The sequence below is a fragment of the Lederbergia sp. B243.17 genome (assembly GCF_057657925.1).
The window spans coordinates 14,695-37,524 of record NZ_JBWBKF010000029.1 but is presented as its reverse complement, the minus strand read 5'-3'; the positions used below and the strand labels follow the sequence as shown (position 1 = coordinate 37,524).

The 22,830-nt window shown below is 40.2% G+C and carries 25 protein-coding genes; 21 read left to right on the top strand and 4 right to left on the bottom strand.

Going from position 1 to position 22,830, the window contains the following annotated elements:
• Positions 1-357: 357 nt before the first annotated feature.
• From AC0TWI_RS04390 to AC0TWI_RS04340, 11 genes are all read left to right on the top strand, one after another.
• Positions 358-1,278, top strand: coding sequence for an ankyrin repeat domain-containing protein (locus AC0TWI_RS04390; RefSeq protein WP_488125123.1), 921 nt, complete (start codon positions 358-360; stop codon positions 1,276-1,278).
• A 9-nt stretch (positions 1,279-1,287) separates the two neighbouring features.
• A complete protein-coding gene (locus tag AC0TWI_RS04385; protein WP_488125122.1) occupies positions 1,288-1,413 on the top strand; it encodes a hypothetical protein in 126 nt (41 codons plus the stop codon).
• A gap of 49 nt (positions 1,414-1,462) precedes the next feature.
• Positions 1,463-1,780: a hypothetical protein gene (locus AC0TWI_RS04380; protein WP_488125121.1), complete on the top strand. Its 318-nt coding sequence runs from the start codon at positions 1,463-1,465 to the stop codon at positions 1,778-1,780.
• Between the two features lie 33 nt (positions 1,781-1,813).
• Positions 1,814-2,206 carry a DUF6508 domain-containing protein gene (locus AC0TWI_RS04375; protein WP_488125120.1) on the top strand — a complete coding sequence of 131 codons (393 nt, stop codon included), beginning with the start codon at positions 1,814-1,816 and terminating at the stop codon, positions 2,204-2,206.
• Positions 2,207-2,280: 74 nt separating this feature from the next.
• Positions 2,281-2,457 (top strand): hypothetical protein, encoded by a 177-nt coding sequence (locus AC0TWI_RS04370; protein ID WP_488125119.1) that lies wholly within the window; start codon positions 2,281-2,283, stop codon positions 2,455-2,457.
• A 389-nt stretch (positions 2,458-2,846) separates the two neighbouring features.
• The gene (locus tag AC0TWI_RS04365) at positions 2,847-3,533 is read left to right on the top strand and encodes a DUF1963 domain-containing protein (RefSeq protein WP_488125118.1); all 687 of its coding nucleotides are present in this window, start codon (positions 2,847-2,849) and stop codon (positions 3,531-3,533) included.
• Between the two features lie 556 nt (positions 3,534-4,089).
• Positions 4,090-4,569, top strand: coding sequence for a hypothetical protein (locus AC0TWI_RS04360; protein ID WP_488125117.1), 480 nt, complete (start codon positions 4,090-4,092; stop codon positions 4,567-4,569).
• Between the two features lie 49 nt (positions 4,570-4,618).
• Complete coding sequence (locus AC0TWI_RS04355) at positions 4,619-5,422, top strand: hypothetical protein (protein ID WP_488125116.1); 804 nt, start codon at positions 4,619-4,621, stop codon at positions 5,420-5,422.
• Between the two features lie 74 nt (positions 5,423-5,496).
• Positions 5,497-5,937: a DUF6678 family protein gene (locus tag AC0TWI_RS04350; protein WP_488125115.1), complete on the top strand. Its 441-nt coding sequence runs from the start codon at positions 5,497-5,499 to the stop codon at positions 5,935-5,937.
• Between the two features lie 92 nt (positions 5,938-6,029).
• Positions 6,030-6,953, top strand: a complete 924-nt coding sequence (locus AC0TWI_RS04345; protein ID WP_488125114.1) for a DUF7638 domain-containing protein — start codon at positions 6,030-6,032, stop codon at positions 6,951-6,953.
• A gap of 37 nt (positions 6,954-6,990) precedes the next feature.
• Complete coding sequence (locus AC0TWI_RS04340; protein WP_488125113.1) at positions 6,991-7,392, top strand: hypothetical protein; 402 nt, start codon at positions 6,991-6,993, stop codon at positions 7,390-7,392.
• Positions 7,393-7,808: 416 nt separating this feature from the next.
• Here the strand turns inward: AC0TWI_RS04340 and AC0TWI_RS04335 are convergent, their stop codons facing one another.
• On the bottom strand, positions 7,809-8,774 hold the full coding sequence (locus AC0TWI_RS04335) for a glycine-rich domain-containing protein (RefSeq protein ID WP_488125112.1): 966 nt from the start codon (positions 8,772-8,774) through the stop codon (positions 7,809-7,811).
• A gap of 206 nt (positions 8,775-8,980) precedes the next feature.
• Between AC0TWI_RS04335 and AC0TWI_RS04330 the strand changes: the two genes are divergently transcribed.
• Positions 8,981-9,676, top strand: coding sequence for a DUF4274 domain-containing protein (locus AC0TWI_RS04330; RefSeq protein WP_488125111.1), 696 nt, complete (start codon positions 8,981-8,983; stop codon positions 9,674-9,676).
• 109 nt (positions 9,677-9,785) lie between these two features.
• Entirely contained in the window at positions 9,786-10,466 is a 681-nt protein-coding gene (locus AC0TWI_RS04325; RefSeq protein ID WP_488125110.1) for a hypothetical protein, read from the top strand.
• Between the two features lie 169 nt (positions 10,467-10,635).
• On the opposite strand, the gene AC0TWI_RS04320 is transcribed toward AC0TWI_RS04325, so the two are convergent.
• The gene (locus tag AC0TWI_RS04320) at positions 10,636-11,724 is read right to left on the bottom strand and encodes an SMI1/KNR4 family protein (protein ID WP_488125109.1); all 1,089 of its coding nucleotides are present in this window, start codon (positions 11,722-11,724) and stop codon (positions 10,636-10,638) included.
• A gap of 3 nt (positions 11,725-11,727) precedes the next feature.
• The gene (locus AC0TWI_RS04315; RefSeq protein ID WP_488125108.1) at positions 11,728-12,018 is read right to left on the bottom strand and encodes a hypothetical protein; all 291 of its coding nucleotides are present in this window, start codon (positions 12,016-12,018) and stop codon (positions 11,728-11,730) included.
• Between the two features lie 221 nt (positions 12,019-12,239).
• Here AC0TWI_RS04315 and AC0TWI_RS04310 point away from each other — a divergent pair, with 221 nt between their 5' ends.
• The 3 genes from AC0TWI_RS04310 (at position 12,240) to AC0TWI_RS04300 (ending at position 16,243) form a co-directional block, all read left to right on the top strand.
• Positions 12,240-12,620: an Imm10 family immunity protein gene (locus tag AC0TWI_RS04310; RefSeq protein WP_488125107.1), complete on the top strand. Its 381-nt coding sequence runs from the start codon at positions 12,240-12,242 to the stop codon at positions 12,618-12,620.
• 238 nt (positions 12,621-12,858) lie between these two features.
• On the top strand, positions 12,859-13,920 hold the full coding sequence (locus tag AC0TWI_RS04305) for a suppressor of fused domain protein (RefSeq protein ID WP_488125106.1): 1,062 nt from the start codon (positions 12,859-12,861) through the stop codon (positions 13,918-13,920).
• A gap of 58 nt (positions 13,921-13,978) precedes the next feature.
• A complete protein-coding gene (locus tag AC0TWI_RS04300) occupies positions 13,979-16,243 on the top strand; it encodes a hypothetical protein (RefSeq protein WP_488125105.1) in 2,265 nt (754 codons plus the stop codon).
• A 196-nt stretch (positions 16,244-16,439) separates the two neighbouring features.
• Here AC0TWI_RS04300 and AC0TWI_RS04295 read toward each other — a convergent pair whose 3' ends face one another.
• Positions 16,440-17,201 carry a DeoR/GlpR family DNA-binding transcription regulator gene (locus tag AC0TWI_RS04295; protein ID WP_488125104.1) on the bottom strand — a complete coding sequence of 254 codons (762 nt, stop codon included), beginning with the start codon at positions 17,199-17,201 and terminating at the stop codon, positions 16,440-16,442.
• A gap of 367 nt (positions 17,202-17,568) precedes the next feature.
• On the opposite strand from AC0TWI_RS04295, the gene AC0TWI_RS04290 reads away from it, so the two are divergent.
• The 5 genes from AC0TWI_RS04290 (at position 17,569) to AC0TWI_RS04270 (ending at position 22,829) form a co-directional block, all read left to right on the top strand.
• Positions 17,569-18,660 (top strand): alcohol dehydrogenase catalytic domain-containing protein, encoded by a 1,092-nt coding sequence (locus AC0TWI_RS04290; protein WP_488125103.1) that lies wholly within the window; start codon positions 17,569-17,571, stop codon positions 18,658-18,660.
• Positions 18,661-18,695: 35 nt separating this feature from the next.
• Complete coding sequence (locus AC0TWI_RS04285; RefSeq protein ID WP_488125102.1) at positions 18,696-19,739, top strand: ABC transporter ATP-binding protein; 1,044 nt, start codon at positions 18,696-18,698, stop codon at positions 19,737-19,739.
• Between the two features lie 3 nt (positions 19,740-19,742).
• Positions 19,743-20,621 carry a carbohydrate ABC transporter permease gene (locus AC0TWI_RS04280; protein WP_488125101.1) on the top strand — a complete coding sequence of 293 codons (879 nt, stop codon included), beginning with the start codon at positions 19,743-19,745 and terminating at the stop codon, positions 20,619-20,621.
• Positions 20,622-20,709: 88 nt separating this feature from the next.
• The gene (locus tag AC0TWI_RS04275; protein WP_488125191.1) at positions 20,710-21,486 is read left to right on the top strand and encodes a carbohydrate ABC transporter permease; all 777 of its coding nucleotides are present in this window, start codon (positions 20,710-20,712) and stop codon (positions 21,484-21,486) included.
• Between the two features lie 35 nt (positions 21,487-21,521).
• On the top strand, positions 21,522-22,829 hold the full coding sequence (locus AC0TWI_RS04270) for an ABC transporter substrate-binding protein (RefSeq protein WP_488125100.1): 1,308 nt from the start codon (positions 21,522-21,524) through the stop codon (positions 22,827-22,829).
• Position 22,830: the final 1 nt, after the last annotated feature.

The following is a 22,830-nucleotide window of genomic DNA, read 5'->3' as shown; positions in this document are numbered from 1 at the left end:
ATTCTAAAAATGTGATACGCAAAATATTCCCAATGCTAAACTATTCTTCTAATCTCTATTCCGCAAAATGCCCCGTTTGCTGTATACTGACTCAATTATTTCCATATTACATCAACTCCTTTTTATTTGAAATGAAATTCATGTATAAGCTTTTATTAATTGTATGGAACTGTACACCATTTACAATTTGATGTTTCCTATAGAAGCATCCTGCTCCGGTTTCAGACTTAGGGACTAAAATGAGCCTTTGTCTTTTTTTTGACAGGAGGATAGGTTTTTGGCATGTTGTACCTGATCTATTTGATAATATAGAAAGATCTAGTGATAAAGTGAAATCTGGGTTAGGAGAGATAGCGTATGGGAAGGAAAAGAAAAACCCTACCAAAAAACTTCGATGAACTGATTAAAGCAGGCGACATATCAGCATTGAAAGAGGTATTTACCAAATGCGAACTGGATGCCCGAGGCGGCTACAGTAAATCAACTGCCTTGAGCTTTTTCAATATTCCGGATGAATTGGTTATCTGGCTCGTGGAACAGGGGGCTGATATAAATGCCAAAGATAATTACGGAAGTACACCCCTGCATAAACAGGCAATCAGTTGGTGTGGAAATATAGAATTGCTGCTTGATTTGGGTGCAGATATAGAAGCCGTTGATTATCAAAACGAGACACCTTTATTTGCCGCTGCAGGTTCATTTAAACCAAAAGCGGTTCATACGCTGGTTGCGAAAGGCGCAAATATCAGCGCAGAAAATAGGAGGAAACAGACTCCTTTAGCAAAAGCATTGGCTGTGTGCAGAAACATTGATATCGCCAATATGGCAGAAGTTGCCGATATTTTGCTTAACGCTGGAGCAACGGTGACGCCGGAAATGAAAGATTCGGTTAAGCGAGTCGGAAACGAGTTTGAATTTCACAGAGAAGGCTTTAATAAAGAATATTTGAATCAAACAGATGAGGGGTTATACCGTTTATATGAGCTATTTGATGTTCCCCCAGTAGGGAAACGAAAGATTCACGACGGCACCTCTCCAATAGCAGTATCAACTAAGGGATGGCAGGCGCAGCACCATGAACTCTGGAGTTTATTAATTCCTTCACAGGGACATGCGAACACCGTGCAGGGTGAGGTGATACGTATTACTGGTAAAGTGTCATATGAAATATTAGATAACGGCGGGATCAACTGGGATAACCAATTTCGCCAGATGCTCAAAAGTCTGATCGATTACTATAGCATGGGCACCCCACTGCATCCCGCTGCACTTCAATAGGCAGTAACATTGGTAAAGGAACTTCACAACGGCCATGGCAGTGAGGAACCTGCAAGACTATGCGAACTGGCCGTGCATTGGGTGCTGAACAATCCGAACCCTATTGCTTTGGAACAGCCGGACTATAAGCGGTAACTTATGCTCTGCTTTATACCAAATCCATGATATTAATAGGGGGGATTTTATGTTCCGTCCGCATAGGAATTTTGCAGAACCATGGATGCCCGAAACTTCAATGATTTTCCTTGAAGAATTACATAAAGAAGTATCTGAAAACCATATTCTATATGGGGCCGATCTTGAAGTCATTGCCAGAAGAGAAGATAAAGACGAAGTATTATACCAATACAAAACGAATCCAAATAAGTATGTACAAGTACATCTAACATGGAAGATGGATAAAGAAATAGACGCAAGATGGCCAAAAACACGAGAATTCAACTCCTTGGATAACTGGGTAAATGAAGTTATGCTGATCGATCATAAAGTATATGAAGAATAATTTAGTAAATAGATATGAATTGAGAGGAAACTGATGACCCATATTTCAGAAATAAAAAATGAAGAGCTACATAAGCTGGTAAAGTTTCTTGGCTTTTTTCAAAGATTAGACGCATTGGCTAGTGAAGAGGAAAAAAAGCAAATGCTTGAGTGCGAAGAAATTCAAGATTTCCACGAGGAATTATGCAATTCAGATTTTCTCATTGTATTTGATTGGAAGAGTTGGTTGAATGAAAATGAAATTTTTAAGGATATAAGAAACGATATCGAAGAGCAGGTAATGGAGGCAGATGTAGATACTCTCAGAAAATTGATGACAAGCTATATACGTGGAGACCGATTTACTGAAGGGCTATTCGAAGGAGTCATCATAAACGGACATGTAACAAAGATACTATCGAGACTTAGGGAATTAATGGATAGGTAGCAGTAAACCAAGCAATGGGAGGGATACGAGTGTTCAGCCAAGCGGACCTCAAAGCTTAGGAGGAAGCAGGAGATATGGACGAAATAAACATAAAAATGGAAACCTATTTTAAAACAAAGGATATTGCTAAACGAAATGCTTTGTTAAAGCAATTCGTTTTAGATCTTCCAAAGGACGGAAAGGACTTTTTTCTAAAGGCCTTTAAAAAAGAGCGGTATTTGGATATGCGGCTTACTGCCATTCGTGGATAGGCTGCCTTTGCAAGTGAAGAAGAAGTTGCCGTTTTGATGAAAAGGATGTTGGAAATCTTAAAAAAACGCCCCGAGAGTACCCCTTATAATTATGAGGAATATGAGATCTTGCGGTCTGCTTTTTTGATGCCCTACCTGTTGGAGAAATATTCTTATGATTGTTTCAAAAAATTTCATGAACAGCTGCAGAAACAGTACGATGCCATGCCTGAAGCTTTCAAAGGGATTTTCACCTGCAACGATAAAGGTGAACATATCCAACTAATTCCCTCAGCGGTAGTACGGAGACGAATTGAAGATTTCCGGCGTAGGTGAAAGGTGAACGAGGTACAATACTACGCAACGTTTTATTTGAACCCTCACTAAAAAAAGATTAGAAGGTGAATTTGTTGAACGTTACGCAAATTAAAAAATCCCTGTTTAAACAGGCCACAATCTTTCAAACAGGTGGATTTCGGCCAACAGAGGAAATAGGGGAAAGCTGGATTGGCAAGGTTTTATGGGGAAAAGAAGGGGAGACGATACCTTCAAATTTTGATCCTGTTTGCACAATGTTTCTGTACAATTTACCCCATGTACCGAAAGAATTAACAAGTTATCAGTTAGTAACGATTTATATGGATTTTGATGTATTTAATCATCTAAATGTGGATGATTTATCTCCTTTTTTCAAGATAAATTGTTATAAGGAACTGGATGAATTACAAAAGTTAAATAAACAATCTAAGATGATAAAAGCTTTTCCATTAACACCTTTATTAGTTTATAATGACTCACCTTCTTGGGAGGATTCTGATAGCATTGCTCCTGAAATAGAAAATGAAATACTACGGCTTGAATCAGAGGAAGGGATTGAGTATTACGAAGATATTGTAGAAAAAATCTATCCCACCCATAAAGTTGGAGGGTATCCTTCTTTTACTCAAGGTGGAATCTCTTTTGGGGAAAGTTACCCATTTGTCTTTCAGTTAAGCTCTGATGAAAAGGCTCTTTTCAACATTGTGGATAGTGGCAGCTTTTATTTTTTCTTCAATCAAGAAAAACAGGATTGGATGGTGTATTGCGATTTCTATTAATGTTTATTGTTGAGGAAGAAACAATGGAAGTTGAACAAGCATATAGAGTTTGCAAGGATATCCGAGATAGCCCACACAATATGGAGGTATCAATGAATAGTCGATTCAACGATACAGGAGCAACAATATATAACTTCTTTCAAGACTACGACAAGCTATTGGAATGTACCGAATGTCAAAGAATGATTGTATTGAAACATAATAGTTGTACCATCTCCTGCCACGATTGCGGATACATAAAAGATATCAGGCGTCTGGAGAACGGTATGGAATCTTGGCGACGAAATGAAGGGATCTGCTATGATCACAAGCTCTGGTTGAGAACCTCTTGTTGCGGTAGAGAGTTATGGGCCTTTAATAAGGAACATTTACTATTTTTGGAGAGTTACATCACATCGAAAATAAGAAGCAGAATACCGAATAGTAACCAAAAGTTTAGCGAGTCGACTTCCGAGGTGGATAAAGGATGCGAGTAATAAAAATGAATTGGTAAAAGCGATAGAGAGATTAAAAAAGAAATTACAATAAATATTCACCAAAGAACTCGGAGGAGCCCATGAATATATCTACAACTCAAAAAAGGTTAGAAGATTTGAGTGACCTTACATATGAAGTTCATATTGGTAAATCAAGCGAAGTAAATTTTTGCGACATCATGATACTAAAGTTTATTGGAGAGTATGGATTTGGTTCACGAGGTAATTCAGATGCGCGTTTTATGAGAGCCATTGGTGAAGCCGTTTTAGAAGCCTGGAATCCGCGTGGATTAATTATCGATTTAAGTGAATTGTCCTATGAGTGGGGAGATCAATTGGAAGATGTATTCTATATTGGCAGCTACAAGTACAGAGATAGGCCATTTCCCGTTGCCATACTTGTCGGGGAGAATTCTGAGGAAGCGGTCAGAACCCTGATTGTTGGGCCATGGGGGACGAAAAAAATAGATGAAATTGATTGGGTCTTCAAGGATGTCTCAAGTGCTTGGGCTTTCATTGAAGCGAAATTAAAGGAGTATCATTCAAAAAAAATGTTATAAAACATTAGCAAGCTTTACTCCTTATCCTTGAAAATTGGAGGTGAATATCTTGATCACGGGAATTGCAATCTATGGTACAGAGATGATTAGCGCGACCGACTCTTTGGACATAGGATTGTCTTTTTTTGAGGCGATCGGTGCCAGTGCGAACGCCGCAGCATATTACAAATTATTAAGCAATGGAGATCATGCAGGGGATCATCAGCTGTTCGACATTTCTCTCGATCATTTACAAGAGAATGTGTCAAACGGAGCTTGTGATGCGTTCTGGCTATATCATGAGCGAGAGGGTTCGACACCTTGGTATGCGGCATTCAGCCGAGAAACCGCGGATTACGGAAGCTTTCCTCATTTCACAGCGTGCTGCGAATGCTCACTTGGAGAAGTGTATGCCCCTTTGACAGCGTGGCTTACAGACGCAGCAAAGCGATTTCCCCGCTTTTCCTATGGAATTATCTATTCCGCAGATAAAATGACTCGTGCCTATCAATATGCGGCAGGAATTAATGGGGCAACTTTATTTCCATATGAGAACGGTTTTGCATTTAACAAAGAGACACCCGGATTGTATAAGGGCAAGGGACGGTACTCGGGGGAAAAGCTCCGGATGGTTTACCCCTGTAACTTGGTGAACAGTCAGCATTTGCGGCTCGGAATCGATGGAGTAAAGCTGGGAGAATGGATTGGCAGGAGCAAAGAACACGGCAAGTTAACGAATCTCGGGGAGGGGCTCTGGCTATGGGAAGTGGAGCCGGCACATCTCGATCAGGTCAATCAAGCTTGTGGAGAAGCGGGACATCTGCTGGGCTGTAGACCATTGCTTTCCGAGAAGCCGAGACGAAGGCTGCCTTGACAATGTTGCGGTCAATACATAATCCGAAATCTATTTTACTTAAATAAATCAATTATCGAACTGGGGTTTTCAAAATGGTACCAAATCAAAACAAATTGAAAGTCATTGAAGCCATTACTGAACGAAATTTGGTTTCTATCATGAATGATACAAAGTGGCGAGAACTCCAAGATGCTGTTCTAAATACGCTGTCATTTCCGCCTCCATACCAAATCAAGTATGTTTTAGAGGATAGAATACAACCAGAAGAATTTGAAACGGATGTTTGGTATTGGGGGGATTGGATAGAGGGCATTGTACCATTTTACAGAGTTGAGTGGATTAGAGTAAGGCCACGCTATTTGAAACATCGGGGCCAGCTGATATCACCCGAAGTAATTGATATTACAAATGACTTCGTTAGTATATTAAAGGAATTATCCATTCCATATCGACTCGATAACGATACCTATTACATTTACGGTTACATATACGATACAAGCCTATTAACATTTGAAAATGAAAGGAATTTATAAAGTCTATTAAAGAGATGCTGTATACCATTTTCGTTAATATAGCACCGTACCAGTTCCTGCCGGGTCACAACAATTTGGAGGTATAAATAAAGATGCAAAAAGTCAGAAGAAAAAAAGAAGTTGAAGGCACCACTATGCCGGGCATCATTCATAATGGGGGCCAATATTTCTTTATCAATCTCGATATTTATGAAGATGGTATGGCGAATTGTTGGGAGCTTGTAGATTTAAAAGGGCTTAAAGAAAAAATAGACGTAGGCTGGTTAACGCCGATTGTGCCTTTGGATAAAACGCTTTCCATCCATGGATTAGGCGCATATAAGATCGAATCGGCGAATTGGCTGTACGATCAGGATACATATTATGAAAATGTGGTAAATAAAGTAAAACAACTCAATCCGGAGTTCGAAAATATTTTTACCATAACTAAGACTCAAAAAGAGGTAAATGAAAGAAGAAAGATTGTCCATTCACCGACAGCTGTTGATTTCCATGTGGTGCGAGAAATGTTCTATGAGACAGTTGAAGGTAAAGGCTTTTTTATTTTTATGAGAGAAAATGAAAAAAATTATCTGGTTAATATGGTCGTATACGAAAATGGTCTTGTTGGAATATATAATTCAGACTTCGAAAAGTACTTTCAAATTGATGAAGTTGCCACGTTGTTTGAGAAGAGAATATTATTTACAGAATTCACTCAGACCTTAGAGGTTACGATCGCAGGATTAGGTGAAGTGTCTTTATCAGCAGTGTTGTATGCGGCAGGCAAAGAAGAAAAACAAAAAGAACTGTTCGATGCGTTCAATAAACTAAGAGGAGAGAAAACAACATTAGAAATCTGCAGAGAAGCGTACTATCATTATCTAGCCGATCCAAGTGATTTCAATCGAGCCAATTTAAAAGAAAAATACGAGCTTGTTCCTGAGCATGAACGGATGTATTTAGGGGATATGGATTCGAAAGACTGGGATTACCAACGGATTATTTATAATCCAAGTGAGAAACGAGAAGTATAACTACTTCTAAAAGGCACAAATTGAAAGAGTGAATGAAATGAATAAAGAAGAAAAAATTTTAGATGAATACGGATTAGAGCCTGACAGTAAACATAGGACGGAATTAAGAGGTTTGTTGAAGGATGAAATTGATAATGAAGATGCCGAGGACAATGAATACCTTAAAACCCTTTGTATCATGTTGTTTTCTATTGGGGAAGTTGAAGACAGTTTAATTATCTGGGAAGCAAAGCAAAAAAACTTTGATACAAGCTGCTATATTGATGTTCAGCTCTTATGCGGCGCAGGATTTGATAATACAATCGATTATCTAATGACCATAGCAAGTAAAGAAGCGGATCAGGAAATGAATTATCTAAAGAAACGTAAAGATACTGATTTTGCTGGCTTCTCGAAGATTGAAATGATGAATAACTATAAACACTATTACGGAATATAAATATATGGGATTTGCTAATACATACAATCTCGCAACGAGGAGAAATAGATCTGAGAGATACGTGTACGGAAGGATGCTATAAAGATTATCTTAGAAAATGATATTACAACTTGGTCCGAAGAGTATATACCGGATCTTAAGAAAATGTATGAAGTCATTAACCGTCCTGTCATCTGCAGCGGTTATTTGGGGAAAGAGTATTTGGATACTGCACTGCTTCGTGATATGTAAGCATTCGGGAACCAGCAGCCCGTCTGCAGTTTGGGCTGTCGATTTTTTGCACTATCGAGATACCCTATTAATATCCATCACTGCCATTAAAATCAGCCAGGCTTGATGGCCTGGCTGCAGCTGACTAGTTTCTCTGTTCAAGATATCAAATCATTGAAGTTCATCTGAGTATCATCAACCATCATTTAACTGCTGCAGCCGCTGCCGCAACTGGAACAGCTTGATCCTCCTGAGTCTCCGCCAGAATCACAGGAAGAACTGCTGCATGAAAATCCAGAACAGGTAGCTCCGCCGCCGGCAGCGGATATCTTATAATATTCATTAGGAATTACATCAGCAATTTGATCTTGGAACATGTCAGAATCCGGATCACTCAATGAATAAAAGACGGCTGCACCAGCGGCTAAATAAAACAATTGCGATTCAGGTGTTGATGATGGTATGGGATTTGGTTCATTGTCTTCTTTCATCATTTGTTCGGATGCTAAAATTTCATTTTTAAGTTTCTGAATCAAATCCTTCTTAAGAGTAAGCTCCTCATTGTTATTCCGAAAATACTTCTGCAACAGTTCTTCTTCTGATAGGTTTCGGAAATCATCCATTATCTCATGTCCAATTGGATTTTTCAGAAATCCTCCCCAAATGGTCCTGCTATTAGGGGTAGATTCAAATAAGCTTAAATAAACCCAATCAAAAAATCCTCTTTCACCAGGAATAGGGGTTACATCCATATTTGGCGCATGGTGCAGTAGTTCTCCATAAAAGTCTTTGGAAAATTTATCGTAGTCTCTCGTAAACATAAGCATCTCATGCCAAATGTCATCCACAATTGGGCTGAACATTGGCACTGATTTCAGTAAACGATTCATAATAAAGTATCGTTTTAATTCAAAGAAAACCCATTCAAACTCATACTCTTTTACCTTTGGATTTTCTTGCATGAAGCGGTTTTTCACATCAGAAGCATAGGAATTCGTTAAAGCATTTCCTAAGTGTTGGACGGGTAGCTGTAAACCATCCATCTGTATGCCAAGGTTTTCTGGAATAGGCAGTTCTTCAATTCGTAATTTAAATCTTTTTCTAGAGGCCGCAATCATTCGAATAGCGAAAGCTGAAATAATAATGATAATAGCTGTAATAAAGATATTCATCGCTTTCCCTCCTTCTATATTATAGGTATACGTTTTTTGCCAAGAAACGTTTCAAAGTTTTTGTGTGTTTCAATTACGCACACTTTCTGGTTCAATAATATCATTGATGCTGAAGGTATCTGCTATCTATTCATATGCAACGTAATACGAGTGAAGGTGAATAACGAGCATGTTTTAAATCGCAGCTTGTCAAAGGGGGAGTACGCTTGAATTGGAAGGAAGTCAGCAAGACAGATGATCTGGCAATTGTACAGAAGGCAGCAGAGGAATTGGATGTGAATGAACGGGACGAGCGGGGGAGAACGCCGCTCATGCTTTTCCTGACCAATCGCATGCCTGTTCAGGCAATCGAGATATTGATCGAGCATGGAGCAGATCTTGAGGCGCAGGATAAACTTGGTGATACACCGCTAAAGAAAGCTGTGAAGTTTAAGCAAATAGAAGCCTTGTCAAAGCTCATCGAAGCAGGGGCCAAACTGGACTCACCACTGGGCATACTAGCTACAGCCTGGAATGCTGCCCGTATGGATAAAAAGCTCGCTGACCTTCTGATCGGAACCACAGGAGCCGTTCGCCTTTCTTTGACAAAGGAAGAACAAAAGCTTGTTGATGAGGTTCTGTATGAAGAATCGCAGGACAAGATGTGCGAAACGCTAGAACGGATCAACTCGCAGGAAATTTTACATGCCATTGTGAACGGATACAACTGGGATGACGGCCCAGAGCCGATGCTGTCCGTTTTTCATAATCCAGCCACTCCGGAAATTACCCTTCTCGACATGTATGAATTGTTGGAGGGGGAGTACTGGATGAATAGGGATGATTTGGATACGGAAGAGGAGAAGCGCTTTAAAGAACTTGCGGTTGCACTGAATGAGAGATTGGAGCAGAACTCCCGCTGAATAGTAGAAGAGCCCGCTATGAAAATTCCGGTTACCGGGAAAAGTTAAAATAATTGACTGAAGAAGTAAATTAAAATGAGTACGAAAATAACGGCTGGGAGTGACGAAGTTGTTTGGTTTTTTTCGTAAAGAAAGATCTGCTGCAATTGATATTGACAGCTTTAATAAAATGCTGATAGCAGTTTTAGAAAAACTGCCAGGTGAATATTCGGTTTATCTAAAACAAATAAAGGAAGGGATCTTGAAAGATGTTTTTCCTGTAACCGGATATTCAGATCATTATTTTGGTGTTTCCTATCAAAGGGAAGTCATAAGAAAGTATGAAAAAAAAGGTGAGAAAGATTATTCTATCACTGATGTTAAAATATTTAATGAAAAGATAGGCAAAGATGTCCAACTTGAGGTTTTTTTTAACTGCGGAGTAATTGCAGGTGTTTCCTCCGATGTTGAATTGATTCTATCTGATTTAGATCTTAATAGAATCAACATTGACTTTATGAAAGTGAAAGAAAAGCCTTTGGATGCAACCGTGAAGAGGGGATTGTTATCTATGGGAATCCAAAGCTTTAATGAGAGTGAAGTATTTGAAGTTGAAGTAGAAGACCGTAGAATGTTGCACGTAAGAGAATTATCTGATGGTGATTTCTTGGCTATTGAAGATGGTGATTTCTATTTGATCAGTGTTTCCCTTAAAGAGGTAGTAAAGATTTCATCTGCACATTACGAAACGATTAAGATGAAGTTATTTGATCTTACTGAGGACGATATTTATTCCTTTATCCAAGAGTAGGAAATTAACAACTTGGATTTTTATTGCTTATCTCCTTCAGATTACATAATAATATGTAGTAAATGTAAAACGGAGCCAATGCAGGCTCCGTTTGTTGTTAAACATCTGTAGATGGAATTGTTTTGTATTTTTCTACTCAGCAACTAAACAGCCATAAACCTGACCTGGATTAGGCTTCTTTTAATTCCTTAATCACTGCCTCAGCATATGAATCGGTAAACCGGATCATCCCATGATCTTGTAAGATCCGCCCTTCTTTCATGCGGGCATCAAGCCAATCTGTAATGAAGGCCGGAGCATATCCCTGTTGGCCGAATTCACCGCCAAAGGCGATTATGTTCTGGTAGGCTGCCAAATATTGATCGCGGCTGGTGTTTGGATAGGATTTCGTATACAACCAAAACTGCACATCATACATGAGATAGGATAATTCATCCGCATGAAACGAAAAATAGCCTTTCGCTTCGACAATCCGTGTACAGATGCTGCGGATTTTCTGTTCAACCTGGTCCATTTCGGTTACCCGCGAGCACAGCTCCTCAAGCAGCGGAGAAAATTTGCCGTGCGCCACTTTATCCAGGGCTTCTTCTTTGTCTTCCTCAGAAGTATCATATTCTTCATCGTTCACCAGGCCCTTGATAAACTCCTCAAAATTATCGGCAAGGAAGGTAATTTCATAATCATCTTCTTGATCGACATGGATAACCTCAGGTTCACCATCTTTACCGCATGCTCGATAGTCCAACATGACGACATCATGGCCGGCTGAGGGACAATCACAGATCACTACGCCGATATCAGGATATCCCCATTCTTCAATCATAAATTGGCTGCCCATGTCCCCACATAAGGCGTAGCTTTTCTCCCGGCCAATTCCACTGATTCCTGTAATCGCAATATGATCCTCCGCCCAGGAAGTCGGTTCCTCTGTCGGGAAGTTGGTGTTTTTCGGTATCCCGCCATTCTGATGCTTCATCAGCTGAATATAAGAGGAGGGAAGCTTGTACCCAAGCTCTTTCTCGATTGAATCAATCAGTTCATCCGTAGGCGGCTCAGATTGATAATCTTCTCTTGCATACTCGCTATCCTCCCAGAAATCAGCTAAAAACGCTTCTGAAAATGCAACCTTCTCTAATGCCGGACCACTGCGTTCAAAGGAAGCTTTTTTCTTGGCAAGACGGAGTTCTTCTTTTTTCTGTTTCTCCGCTTTTCGAATGCTTTGTCTTAAAAAGTACTCCGTGCTTTGATCACCAGGCACTAATTAATCCGACCTGCTGAAAGCTTGAGCTGCTTCCTCATAGCGCTTTAAATAATAAAGAGCAAAACCTACCCGATAATGCCAGAGAGGATCCTGCTTGCCAGCCTCAGAAATTTTATCAAAATGAGAGAGCCCTTCTTCGTAAAGCCCCAAATTGTTATAGGCTCTGGCCAAATGGGTGATTGATTCATAGTCCTGGTCTTCATCAGGAATTGTTAAAAGCGAATCGACAATTCGCTGATGTTCGTCTGCTTCATACCACTCGTTCAATTGATCAATAAGCCTTTGTTCCATGTCTGCCTCCCAATAATTATTTAAAAATTACTTCATATGTATCTGGTAGTCTCTGCCTTTAAAATAGTAACATCAAGATATGAAGGATACTAGAACTTTCCCACATGCTCCCATTAAGCGGAATTTACATTTTGATCAATTGATACAGGCCGGTTAATGACAAAGAATTGTTCCATCCCTGATAAGTCACCAGGAATGTATCGGTGAGAGAGGAGTAATACATGTCGATCTTACTAAAAGCATCATTCGTTTATGTTGGTATTGAGGATGAGACAGTATTAATTGGATTTGCTGATGATGAATTTCAGACCAAGGAATATGTGTTATTTCAAAAGTCATTATGGATTGAAGATATACCCGTTCTAAATAAGGTTCAAATTACCCTTAATAGTGAAGATAGATCTGCATACGGGGGGATAGTAAAGATCATACTTAGTCGAAAATTAACGTCAATCTATTTATCTGAAGAGACCGCAATATCACTAGGGGTAAAGGATTCAATAGACATTGAGTTCGAATTAGATGATGAAAGATATAATGAGTTAATAAGCCAGTTTGAAAAGCTGAATGCAGATCAAGAAATTGTAATTGAGCTTCGGTAGAGCTGAGCCCCTGGTCCGTAGTTATGAAAACAGTACAAAGCCGCTGATTAGGATCAGTGGCTTTTTTTATTTCTTTCATTTTTTAGTATAATGAATAGATTGCGAGAGCGAGGAATGCATATCTTGTGATTATATTTACAATTTAGAACATGACAAAAAAGACTTTGCTGAACTCTAAAATAACATCAGTACAATTGAGTCTAGTTTATTTTGTACGATACGAGTTGGAGGGGAAATTATGACGGAAGAAGTAAACACGACTGGATGGGATGCAATTGAAGAAGCAGTAACGAAGCTTTACGGGGAACAGGAACCGAAGCATTATGGCACTGCGATTCCTTATATGCTTGGCGGGCAGGACCCATTGGATGGTCTTAGCGCATATAAAGCGGAAACGCCTTCTCCGCACTGGCATATTGTAACGTTTGGGTTCTCCGAGCTTTATGAGAAGGAATTGGAAGACCTTGATCATAGCGGCTATGGATTTGAACTTACTTTTCGGGTGGCCCGCAGCAAGGATGAGGAGGAGCCTCCAGCTTGGGCGTTGAACCTGCTTCAAAACATGGGGCGCTATGTGTTTAACAGCGGTAATATATTCGCTTCAGGTGATTATTTGGATGCAAATGGACCGATCTGCTTGGGAGCCGATACAGAGCTAACCGCCCTCGCCTTTATCCACGATCCGGAACTAGATACGCTGCAAACGCCTAACGGGCGCGTTGAATTTCTTCAAATGGTTGGAATTACTGAGGATGAGCTTGAAGCTATGAAAATATGGAATACAAAAGGTTTACTTGAAGCTGGAAAAGCAGAAATTCCGGGTTATATTACAGATTTATCCCGAAATTCTATGCTGCGAGTCCCTGCTATTCAAGAAAGTGTTCAGATCGGAATAGATCGTGACGGTTCGAGCACCGGATTTTTATTTGTGGATCAACTGAAATGGGAATCTGGTAAGACTGGTTTGTTCAAAAAGAAGCCGGCTGTCCTCACACTGGGAGCAAAACAAGCTGATACAGTCGGAAAGCTGCTGCGCGCCCGGCTGCTTAAGGGGAAAAATTTAACGTTAGCAAATAGAGAGATAAGCGTATCATTAGAGCCCGCTGCAACGACTGGAATTGAAGCAGATGAGCATACGGTCGTTTTAAAACTTGATGAAGCGGTTGTCAGTGAGCTCATGCACAAACTTCTCCCGGAAGAAGGAGAAATTCGTTTGTCTTCTTATAAAGACTTGATCATACAGGTCGTTAAAACGTACATCAAAGACCAGGATGGAAATGTGGTATCCACCATTGGGTAAACGAGATCTTTACCTAACAGATAAATTTCCGAATGGGATGTAACGGGAGGACAACGGAATGAGAAAAAAGCGAGCGATACCTCTCGTCAATTTGGTATTTTTGATTCCAGTACTATATTTGAGTTTTTCTATGTGGAAAGATTATTTGAGATATGTTGATGTCTCCACACCATCCTTGGAGAGCGCTTATATGCTGGATCAGGGAAAGAAGTTGGTCGGCTTTGCAAACGATGACCGATTTGGTGAACAATACGACGTTTATCTTTTTGATACCGATAAGGAAACGATCATTAACAAGACCACTGTACATACTGATTTCCAAGGGGGACTGGGGCCGGCGACTTATCAAAAGGATGGAATCATCTTCCCAACCTACGACGATTCACGTGGGCTGCAAGTAAACTACTTCCACGCAACAGGTGAGGTCGAAGAGTTAGCGCAGGCAACGATAGACATCCCATCCTCATGGCGTTCTAATGTGTATTCCTGGCGAGGCAGACTCATTGCAGCTTGGGAATCGCCACATGCGTTTTTTGTTGCGCAAGTAAAAGATGGAAAGCTGGAAGAAGTGAATTTGGGCGAAGAGGGTCTGCTTCCGGCCAGGCCTGTCCGAATCGATGAAGTGCATGGGAGTTTTGAGAACGACCAGGCAGTCCCATTATTTTCGGTAAGTTTGCAAAACGGTCGAACTGCGTTAGTCAGCGGGATACTAGACAAAAATGGCGATGTATCCATACTGATTCAAAACGAGGATGAAGGGACGTTCGCTGCACAGGATCGGGCTGGCGCTCAGTTCGCAGACAACTTCGGTTTCAATAATCGTAAGCTGGTGCGTGAAAATGGGAACTACCCTGAAGAAGCATCATTTTATGACGCGAACGAGAACCATTGGGGGACAGCGGTTCCTACACCAAAGCCGGTATATCAAGCCCGTGTATTCTTATTGAATGACGAGGAAGTTCTGATCGCCGGTTCTACGGCAGAAGATGAAGTAAAAGGATCGGTGATTGGATATGTATTCAATGAGAAATCCGGAGAATTTCAAGATGCCACGGTTTTTTTGAAGAAACTGAATTACGAGAATCTGAAAAATAGCGAGACTCAGTTTTACAAACAATTGGGCAGTAACGACCTTTACTATCGCGGAGGGGATCTGGCGTCGGGTTTTATGGATCTGAACAACCAGGAGGCTCAACTGATTTCGAGCGATCAGGTCGAAGGATGGATGCTCAAAGAAGAAGAAAACAAAGTCTCCCTTCAAAGTTTCTGGAATTATGTAAAACAAGGTGGAGCGATCGTCATTAACTGGGTGGCTTGGGTCTTTATCGTTCTAGTGTTATTCCTGGGCGCCGCAATCGCCCCTGGCATGTTAGCAAGATCAAGCATGAAAAAAGTGCGAGATGGCGAGCATATTCAAGGCCGGATTATCGATATGGAAGAAACGGGTACCTATGTGAATGAACGTCCGCAAGTCCGGTTTACCGTTCAATTCGAGGATGAAGGCCAAGTGAAAGAGGTTGAGATCAAGAAGATCATCTCCTATTTGAATCCTATACAAATTGGCGATACCGTACTGATCAGTTACAACCGTAAGAAACACAAGGCAGTGTTCATCACAGAAGAGGATCTAAAAACTGTGGCGCAGGATGCTGCACCGGTTCATATTAAAGATGCGGTCCTCACCAGTATCGAATGGTATGGAAATGTAAACCGGGGACAAGCCCTTCAGCTTCGCTTCACAGCCGAAGGACGTGATTATAGGATCCCTGTCGTTCAGCCTGTTGGATTTGAATATCGTACTGGTGAACGAGCGGACCTTATTCTGATTCAAGGAATGCCTAGAATTTTCAGGTACGGTTATAAAAGCACAGTCAAGGCATCAGACCAACTCTCCTTGCAGGGTGAAGTGATCGATGTAGAGAAAATGCTGGTCAAGATTGAAAATAAGCAGCTTATTCTTATGGAAGTCATGATTACGAGCGGGACAGACAGAATTCGTAAGGTCAATAGCATCTTTGCGCCAGAAAATCTGTCTGTTCAAGTGGGCACAGTCATTCCAGTCAGCATGGAGATAGACGATTTACAGAAGGAAGCCCGATTACTCCAAGGCAAGCAGGGGGCGGCTAAAGTGCTCTCCGTACATTTTGACGGGACAAGGGGAGAACGCCCATTTGCCAATATTATTGTAGAAAAGGATGGCAGTACCTACCATATTACACAGACGATTGAACCCGTATATGGTGTAGTCGTTGGAGATGAGTTGTGGATCGCTTACGATGAAGGTACGAAAGAAGCCATGATTATTCATTATTCTAAAGGATAACTTGAAGAAAGAGCTTGAATAAGTCAAATAGGCCTGTCGTTCAATAAAAGATTATCTGAAAGGGTAGAATAAGCGAAGATAACGCAGGTGTTGAATTGGTACCGCACATCGATTTTTACATACCGAGAGAAGAGGAGCTGTCCAAAGGACAGCTCCTTTTTTTATCGATGACCCCACCGAATGTCTTGCTATCACTTTATGCCAAGTGTATGCGGACCCCTTGTTCCTCCCAGAGATGTAAATCTAAATCTTTAGCTTCTATTCCCGTAATAATATCGTCGATCTGTTTAATGCCGGCTACCTTATGCAGAGAGACGCTGCCAATCTTTGTGTGATCTGCAACGACAATAACTTGTTTAGCAGCGCGGATCATCCCCCGTTTAGCAGAAACAAGAAACTCATCAAAATGTGTCAGACCTTTTTGGGGGTGGAGGGCTGGTGTCCCTAAAAATGCCTTGTGAACATGAATGGTCCCTAGAACTTCATCGGTAATCATCCCATTTAACATAAAGCTATCGGGAAATAAGATTCCTCCAGTGACAATCACTTTGATTGATTTTGCAGATCGAAGAATCGCCGCGATGTTTATATCATTTGTTATGACAGTTATATTTTTTTTATGAATGATGGCATTGGCAATATGAAGGGTCGTTGTCCCTGAATCTAAAATGATGTTTTCTCCATCCTTTATCAGCTCAGCTGCCTGCTTGCCTATCCGCGATTTTTCCTCGTATTGGACGGCAGTACGTTCCTGAAAAGAGGGCTCAGAATGTACTTCCTCATCGATCATGACGCCTCCATGTGTTCTAATGAGAAACTTCTTTTTCACTAATAAACGAATATCACGCCTAATTGTTGCTTCGTGTACGTTAAAATGGCTCGCTAAGTCTGAAATGGAGGTAGCGGTGTTATTTCTAACATACTTTAATATTTGTTGTTGTCTTTCCAACGGTAACATTGAATGCACCTCTCAAATGAATAGAATAAAAGCTCTTTATTCTATTATGCCCTTTATTTTGCTTGTATTTGTTCACTTGTGCTCAATTATAACAAGAACTTTACATGAAAGTAATCAAAAATACAATCATTGTTTATAAACCGAATGTAAAGTAATACATGAATCTAGCGTTTTGTTCATTATCAATAAAAGTGAATGAATATGAAAAATTACCTATGCGTTATTTGAGTATTTTTAAATAAAATGTTCATTTGTGTTCAAATGGGCATTGACAAACATTCCGTTTCTTTGTATCTTTTAATTAAATATTCAAAAATCATATACTTATTTGAATGTTCAAATGTATTGCTGGAAGGAGCTCGATAATGTGTTAGAAGTGAGTGATCATATTGTATCAACGGTTTATCGATTGATAGGTCCTGGCGTTTTTGAAGAAGTAAACATGTCCCATCCCATACAAGACTGGGAAGTAGTCGTTGAACCGATTTTGGGGAGTATCTGTCACGCAGACCTTCGTTACTTTTCCGGCGATAGAAGGCCGGAAGCATTAAAAGAAAAGCTTCCAATGGCTTTGATTCATGAAGGAATCGGAAAAGTAGTGAAAAGCAAGTCAGAGCGACTGCCTGTAGGAACCAGGGTTGTAATTGTTCCAAACATTCCCGGCTATAGTCTGGAAGGAAAGGAAGCAGATACTTGCTGCCCAATATGTCAAAAAGAAAATGGCCCTAATTATTGTGCACATAGGATCTTTTTGGGAAGCGGATATGATGGGTTAACCCAAAGCAGGATTGTCATGCCTTCTGCTTGTGTGATTCCCATACCAAAAGAAGTTCCTGATGAAATCGCCGTTTTAGCAGAATTATGTACAGTATCCTATCAAGCACTTCTTTCGATTAAGGATAAGTTACAAAACGCAGCGGTTGCTGTTTTTGGAGACGGACCGGTTGGTTATATCACAGCTACGATGCTGAAGTACATATATGGTTTGGACGAAGATAGACTGACTGTTTTTGGGGCAGACCCCGAGAAGCTGAAACACTTTGAGTTTGCCAAATGCTTCAATGTCCTACGTTATAATTTCGCGGAAGGAAATCGTTATGATATTGCCATTGACTGTACAGGAGGGAAATTCTCAGAAAGTGCAATCAATCAAGCGATCGACATATTAAATCCGTTGAGTGAAATCCTTTTAATGGGTGTTTCAGAGGAAAAGGTTCCAATTAACACGAGGGATGTTCTGGAAAAGGGAATTTCATTGAAAGGAAGCAGCAGAAGTTCAGTTCAGGATTATCCGCCTGTTTTAGAAGCGATGAAAAATCCTTCCTACCAAAAGGTATTAAGCGAATTGCTTCCAAATAAGAAAACAGCGATCAGGTCGGTAGATGACTTAAAAAATGTGATGGACTATGCACATAAAAAACGCGGGTGGGAAAAAATCTTATTGGAGTTTCACTGGTAATGCAATCAAAAGAATGATGTAAGGAGGTATATGAATTGGCGTCAATCGAATTTAATCAAGTTACGAAAACATTTAACCAACATGTCGTTATCGAAAATTTAAATTTAAGGATTAAAGATGGATCTTTTACTGTGTTAGTAGGGCCCTCCGGTTGTGGAAAAACAACGCTTCTTCGAATGATAGCAGGAATTGGCCCTCAAACCTCTGGACAAGTCATTATCGGTGAAAAAGACGTGACCAATATTCCGCCAGGCCAGCGTGGCGTCTCCATGGTGTTTCAAAATTACGCACTTTATCCGACGATGACGGTCAAGGAAAACATTGAATTTGGACTGGTCAATAACAAAGTCAAAAAAGAAGAAAGGAAGCAACTGGTAGATAGTATCAGTAAAAGTGTCGGTCTCTTTGAATACCTTGATCGCATGCCGTCAACCTTATCTGGAGGCCAAAGACAGCGTGTTGCATTGGCACGCGCCATGGTGAAAAATCCATCCGTCTTTTTAATGGATGAACCATTATCAAATTTGGATGCTAAATTAAGGGCGCAGATGAGAATTGATCTGATCGAATTACACAGGAAATTGGGGACGACCTTTGTATATGTAACGCATGATCAAGTGGAAGCAATGTCGATGGCAGACACAATCGTTTTAATGAATAGAGGAGTGATACAGCAAGAGGCAGCTCCGGAAGTGATGTATCGTGATCCGAACAATCTATTTGTTGCCCAATTTATCGGGGTGCCGCCTATGAATATCGCGGATTTGGGTGTCGATGAAGTTAAATTCGGTTTTCGTCCAGAGAAAATCGTATTGTCTACTTCTCCGATTGAATCCTGCTTCTCGATCAAAGGGAAAGTCGTTACACGTGAAATGTTAGGTTCAGAAACCATATATCAGATCAGATATAATGATGCCTCTTTTATGGCTAAAAGTACCGAAGATAAATACCAGGTCGATCAAGACATTAACGTTGGGGTCCATGAAGAAAATATATTTTTCTTCGGAAAAAACGAAGAGCGGATTAGATCAGACCACTCAAACTTCCAAAGCTATTTGAAAAAGTTAAGGGAGTTTTAGGAAATGAATAAACAAAAGGTTTGGGAGAAACTACGTCCGTATGTGATGATTGGGCCTGCGATGATCGGGATATTCATTTTCGTTATTTATCCGATTTTGAATTTAATCTACTTGAGTTTTTTTAAGTACAACTTGATGAACCCGGCAAAAAGCAAATTTGTAATGTTCGATAATTATATTCAAATCCTTTCGCGAAGTGATTTTTACAAATCTCTAAGCAACACGTCTTTATACACTTTAGGTGTTGTCGCATTAACCATGACCATCTCGATCCTGATGGCATTATGGCTTAGTAAACAAACGAAACTTAATTTTATTATCCAAGCTGGGTTGTTTACACCGCATATTGTTTCCATTGTTTCGATTGCGCTCATCTGGTTATGGCTGATGGAGCCGAATTTAGGATTTCTCAATTATGTTTTGAAAACCTTGGGCTTACCAACTTCCCAATGGCTGCAAAGCTCTAAAACAGCGCTGATTTCCATCATTATTGTCTCCGTGTGGCAGGCAATTGGATATTACACGATTATTATCGTCGCAGCGTTGCAAGGAGTGTCACCTAGCATTTATGAAGCAGCTGCATTGGATAACGCGAGAAAATCCAAGGTATTTTATAAGCTGACTTTACCATTAATTTCACCGCAGCTCTTTTTCATCTTGGTTATTATGACGATTGGAACATTTAAAGTATTCGATACCGTCCGGATCATGACGGGCGGGGGACCAAATAATGCAACCAATACGCTAGTTTACTACATCTATCAATACCGAACTACAAATATTGGGTATGCTTCTGCCACCGGTGTCATTTTAATGTTAATTATTGGCCTATTAACATTCGTTTATTTCCGGCTGCTGTCTAAAAAGATTTTCTATCAATGAGGCCAACATGCACTAGAAGGGGGGAGTATGCTTGAATTCAGGATTCTTTCGGCGGTTCGGGGGATCATTAAACATTCTTTTAAAGATCATGGTAGTCATGATTTTTATATTTCCATTTGCTTGGATGGTTTCGACATCACTGCAAACCTTCCAGGAAACGATGACATTCCCGCCAACGATGATGCCTAAAATACCGCAATGGATTAACTTTGTGGATGCGATGCGAGCAGGGCCGTTTTTAACCTATGCCAAGAACTCAATCATCATTACGACATCCATCATCGTCATTCAGTTGATCATCATGATTCCGGCTGCCTATGCGTTTGCCAGATACAATTTTTTCGGGAAGAATGTATTATTCGCTCTCGTATTGCTTGCCTTTATGATACCGGGACAAGTAACTTTTATTCCTGTGTATTTAATGATGGCGGACTGGGGGCTTATAAAGACATTATTGCCGCAAATACTTCCTTTCATGACTAATGCTTTCGGAATATTTTTACTACGGCAGTATTTTATGCAAATCCCAGATGAAATAATTGAAGCAGCGCGTCTCGATAATGCCAATGAGTTTAAAATCATGTGGAAAATCATGACTCCCATGTCAAAACCGGCGCTTGCAACCATTGCGTTATTTAGTTTTGTCAGTCATTGGAATGATTATTTCTGGCCGCTTGTCATGACGGATTCTACTGAAGTTCGCCCTTTAACATTAGGAATTTCCATGCTTAGGCAAACAGAAGGAATAAGTAATTGGCATATTATCATGGCGGGTAATGTAGTGCTCGTCATACCGATTCTACTTATTTATGTATTTTGCGCCAGGTATATTGTTAAAGCGTTTGTTTATTCAGGAATTAAATAATTCCTTAATAAAATACAATTTTTGGAGGGGAAGTAATGAAAAAAAACATTTTTACGGCAGTGATTATTGCCATGATTTCAGTACTGCTAATTGCATGCAGCGCTGACGGGACCTCTACAGAAGCTGATGGCAAGAAGGGTAGCAATGGAGAGAAAAAGAGTGGGGAGAAAACGACGCTTCAGTTTTGGCATTCATTAGGCGGTGCGAATGGAGAATTAATTGATGCAATGCTAAGTCGCTTTAACAACTCGCAAGATGAAATAGAAGTTGTTGCTTCTTTTCAAGGAGGGTATGATGAAGCATCCACGAAATTACAACAAGCGATTTCAGCCAATACGGCTCCTGATATTGCGATGATCGAACGCGCCTATGTAGAAATGTTTGCTGATTCGGAAGTTTTGGAGGACTTGACACCTTACTTTGAATCAAGTGATGTAAAGATTGATGATTTTGCTGAAGGACTAATGGGTCATTCCTATTTTAACGATGAGCTTCTATCCCTTCCATTTAATCGTTCGACTCCAATATTACATGTTAACAAGTCCATGCTGGATGAAAATGGCTTGGAGATTCCAACTACATGGGAAGAGCTAAAAGAAGTAGCTAATGCGTTGGTTGTTAAGGAAGGCAATGAATTTAAGCGTTATGGATTCAGTATGCCTTATGATACTTGGTATCCAATCGCCATGATTACTCAGTCAGGCGGAACATTTTTTAATAAAGATCATTCGTCCGATGGATTTATTGATAACGGAATAGGAGAAAAAGTATTTTCATATTTAAAAGATGTTCAAAGTACGGGTGCAATGTACTATCCGCCTGCCCAAGATTCAGGTAATATCGTTAACCAAATGTTTATGAGCGGTAATATTGGGATTATGTATCAATCGACAGGTACAATCGGTACTTTAATGGAAAACGTTGATTTTGATTACGTTACAACATTCCTGCCTAAAAATGATGTATATGCCACTCCTACCGGTGGTGGAAATATTTCAATGATGGCTGGTTCAGAAAATAAAGAAGCTGCTTGGAAATTTATCGAATGGATGATGAAAGAGCCGGAGGGACTATTGCAGTTTGTCATTGATTCAGGTTATCTTCCATTTACAAAAACGATGGCAGAATCACCAGCAATGCAAGAGCTTTGGGAAAGGGAACCAAATCGTAAAGTAGCCTATGAGCAGCTTGAATATGCAATCGATACGAATAAGGATGTTGAATGGCCGGTAATTATGCATGAGTTCTTCTCCGCGATCGAGGCGATTATGTATGACAATGAGGATATTAATTCTACATTGGAAAAGTTTAAAAATGAATCGGATCGAATTTTGAAGAAGTAAG

Excerpts from the sequence above, each read along its gene's own strand:
- AC0TWI_RS04390 (WP_488125123.1), top strand. The coding sequence starts at position 358 with ATGGGAAGGAAAAGAAAAACCCTACCAAAAAACTTCGATGAACTGATT.
- AC0TWI_RS04380 (WP_488125121.1), top strand. The coding sequence starts at position 1,463 with ATGTTCCGTCCGCATAGGAATTTTGCAGAACCATGGATGCCCGAAACT.
- AC0TWI_RS04375 (WP_488125120.1), top strand. The coding sequence starts at position 1,814 with ATGACCCATATTTCAGAAATAAAAAATGAAGAGCTACATAAGCTGGTA.
- AC0TWI_RS04370 (WP_488125119.1), top strand. The coding sequence starts at position 2,281 with ATGGACGAAATAAACATAAAAATGGAAACCTATTTTAAAACAAAGGAT.
- AC0TWI_RS04360 (WP_488125117.1), top strand. The coding sequence starts at position 4,090 with ATGAATATATCTACAACTCAAAAAAGGTTAGAAGATTTGAGTGACCTT.
- AC0TWI_RS04350 (WP_488125115.1), top strand. The coding sequence starts at position 5,497 with ATGGTACCAAATCAAAACAAATTGAAAGTCATTGAAGCCATTACTGAA.
- AC0TWI_RS04345 (WP_488125114.1), top strand. The coding sequence starts at position 6,030 with ATGCAAAAAGTCAGAAGAAAAAAAGAAGTTGAAGGCACCACTATGCCG.
- AC0TWI_RS04340 (WP_488125113.1), top strand. The coding sequence starts at position 6,991 with ATGAATAAAGAAGAAAAAATTTTAGATGAATACGGATTAGAGCCTGAC.
- AC0TWI_RS04335 (WP_488125112.1), bottom strand. The coding sequence starts at position 8,774 with ATGAATATCTTTATTACAGCTATTATCATTATTATTTCAGCTTTCGCT.
- AC0TWI_RS04315 (WP_488125108.1), bottom strand. The coding sequence starts at position 12,018 with ATGGAACAAAGGCTTATTGATCAATTGAACGAGTGGTATGAAGCAGAC.
- AC0TWI_RS04310 (WP_488125107.1), top strand. The coding sequence starts at position 12,240 with ATGTCGATCTTACTAAAAGCATCATTCGTTTATGTTGGTATTGAGGAT.
- AC0TWI_RS04305 (WP_488125106.1), top strand. The coding sequence starts at position 12,859 with ATGACGGAAGAAGTAAACACGACTGGATGGGATGCAATTGAAGAAGCA.
- AC0TWI_RS04300 (WP_488125105.1), top strand. The coding sequence starts at position 13,979 with ATGAGAAAAAAGCGAGCGATACCTCTCGTCAATTTGGTATTTTTGATT.
- AC0TWI_RS04295 (WP_488125104.1), bottom strand. The coding sequence starts at position 17,201 with ATGTTACCGTTGGAAAGACAACAACAAATATTAAAGTATGTTAGAAAT.
- AC0TWI_RS04280 (WP_488125101.1), top strand. The coding sequence starts at position 19,743 with ATGAATAAACAAAAGGTTTGGGAGAAACTACGTCCGTATGTGATGATT.
- AC0TWI_RS04275 (WP_488125191.1), top strand. The coding sequence starts at position 20,710 with ATGGTAGTCATGATTTTTATATTTCCATTTGCTTGGATGGTTTCGACA.
- AC0TWI_RS04270 (WP_488125100.1), top strand. The coding sequence starts at position 21,522 with ATGAAAAAAAACATTTTTACGGCAGTGATTATTGCCATGATTTCAGTA.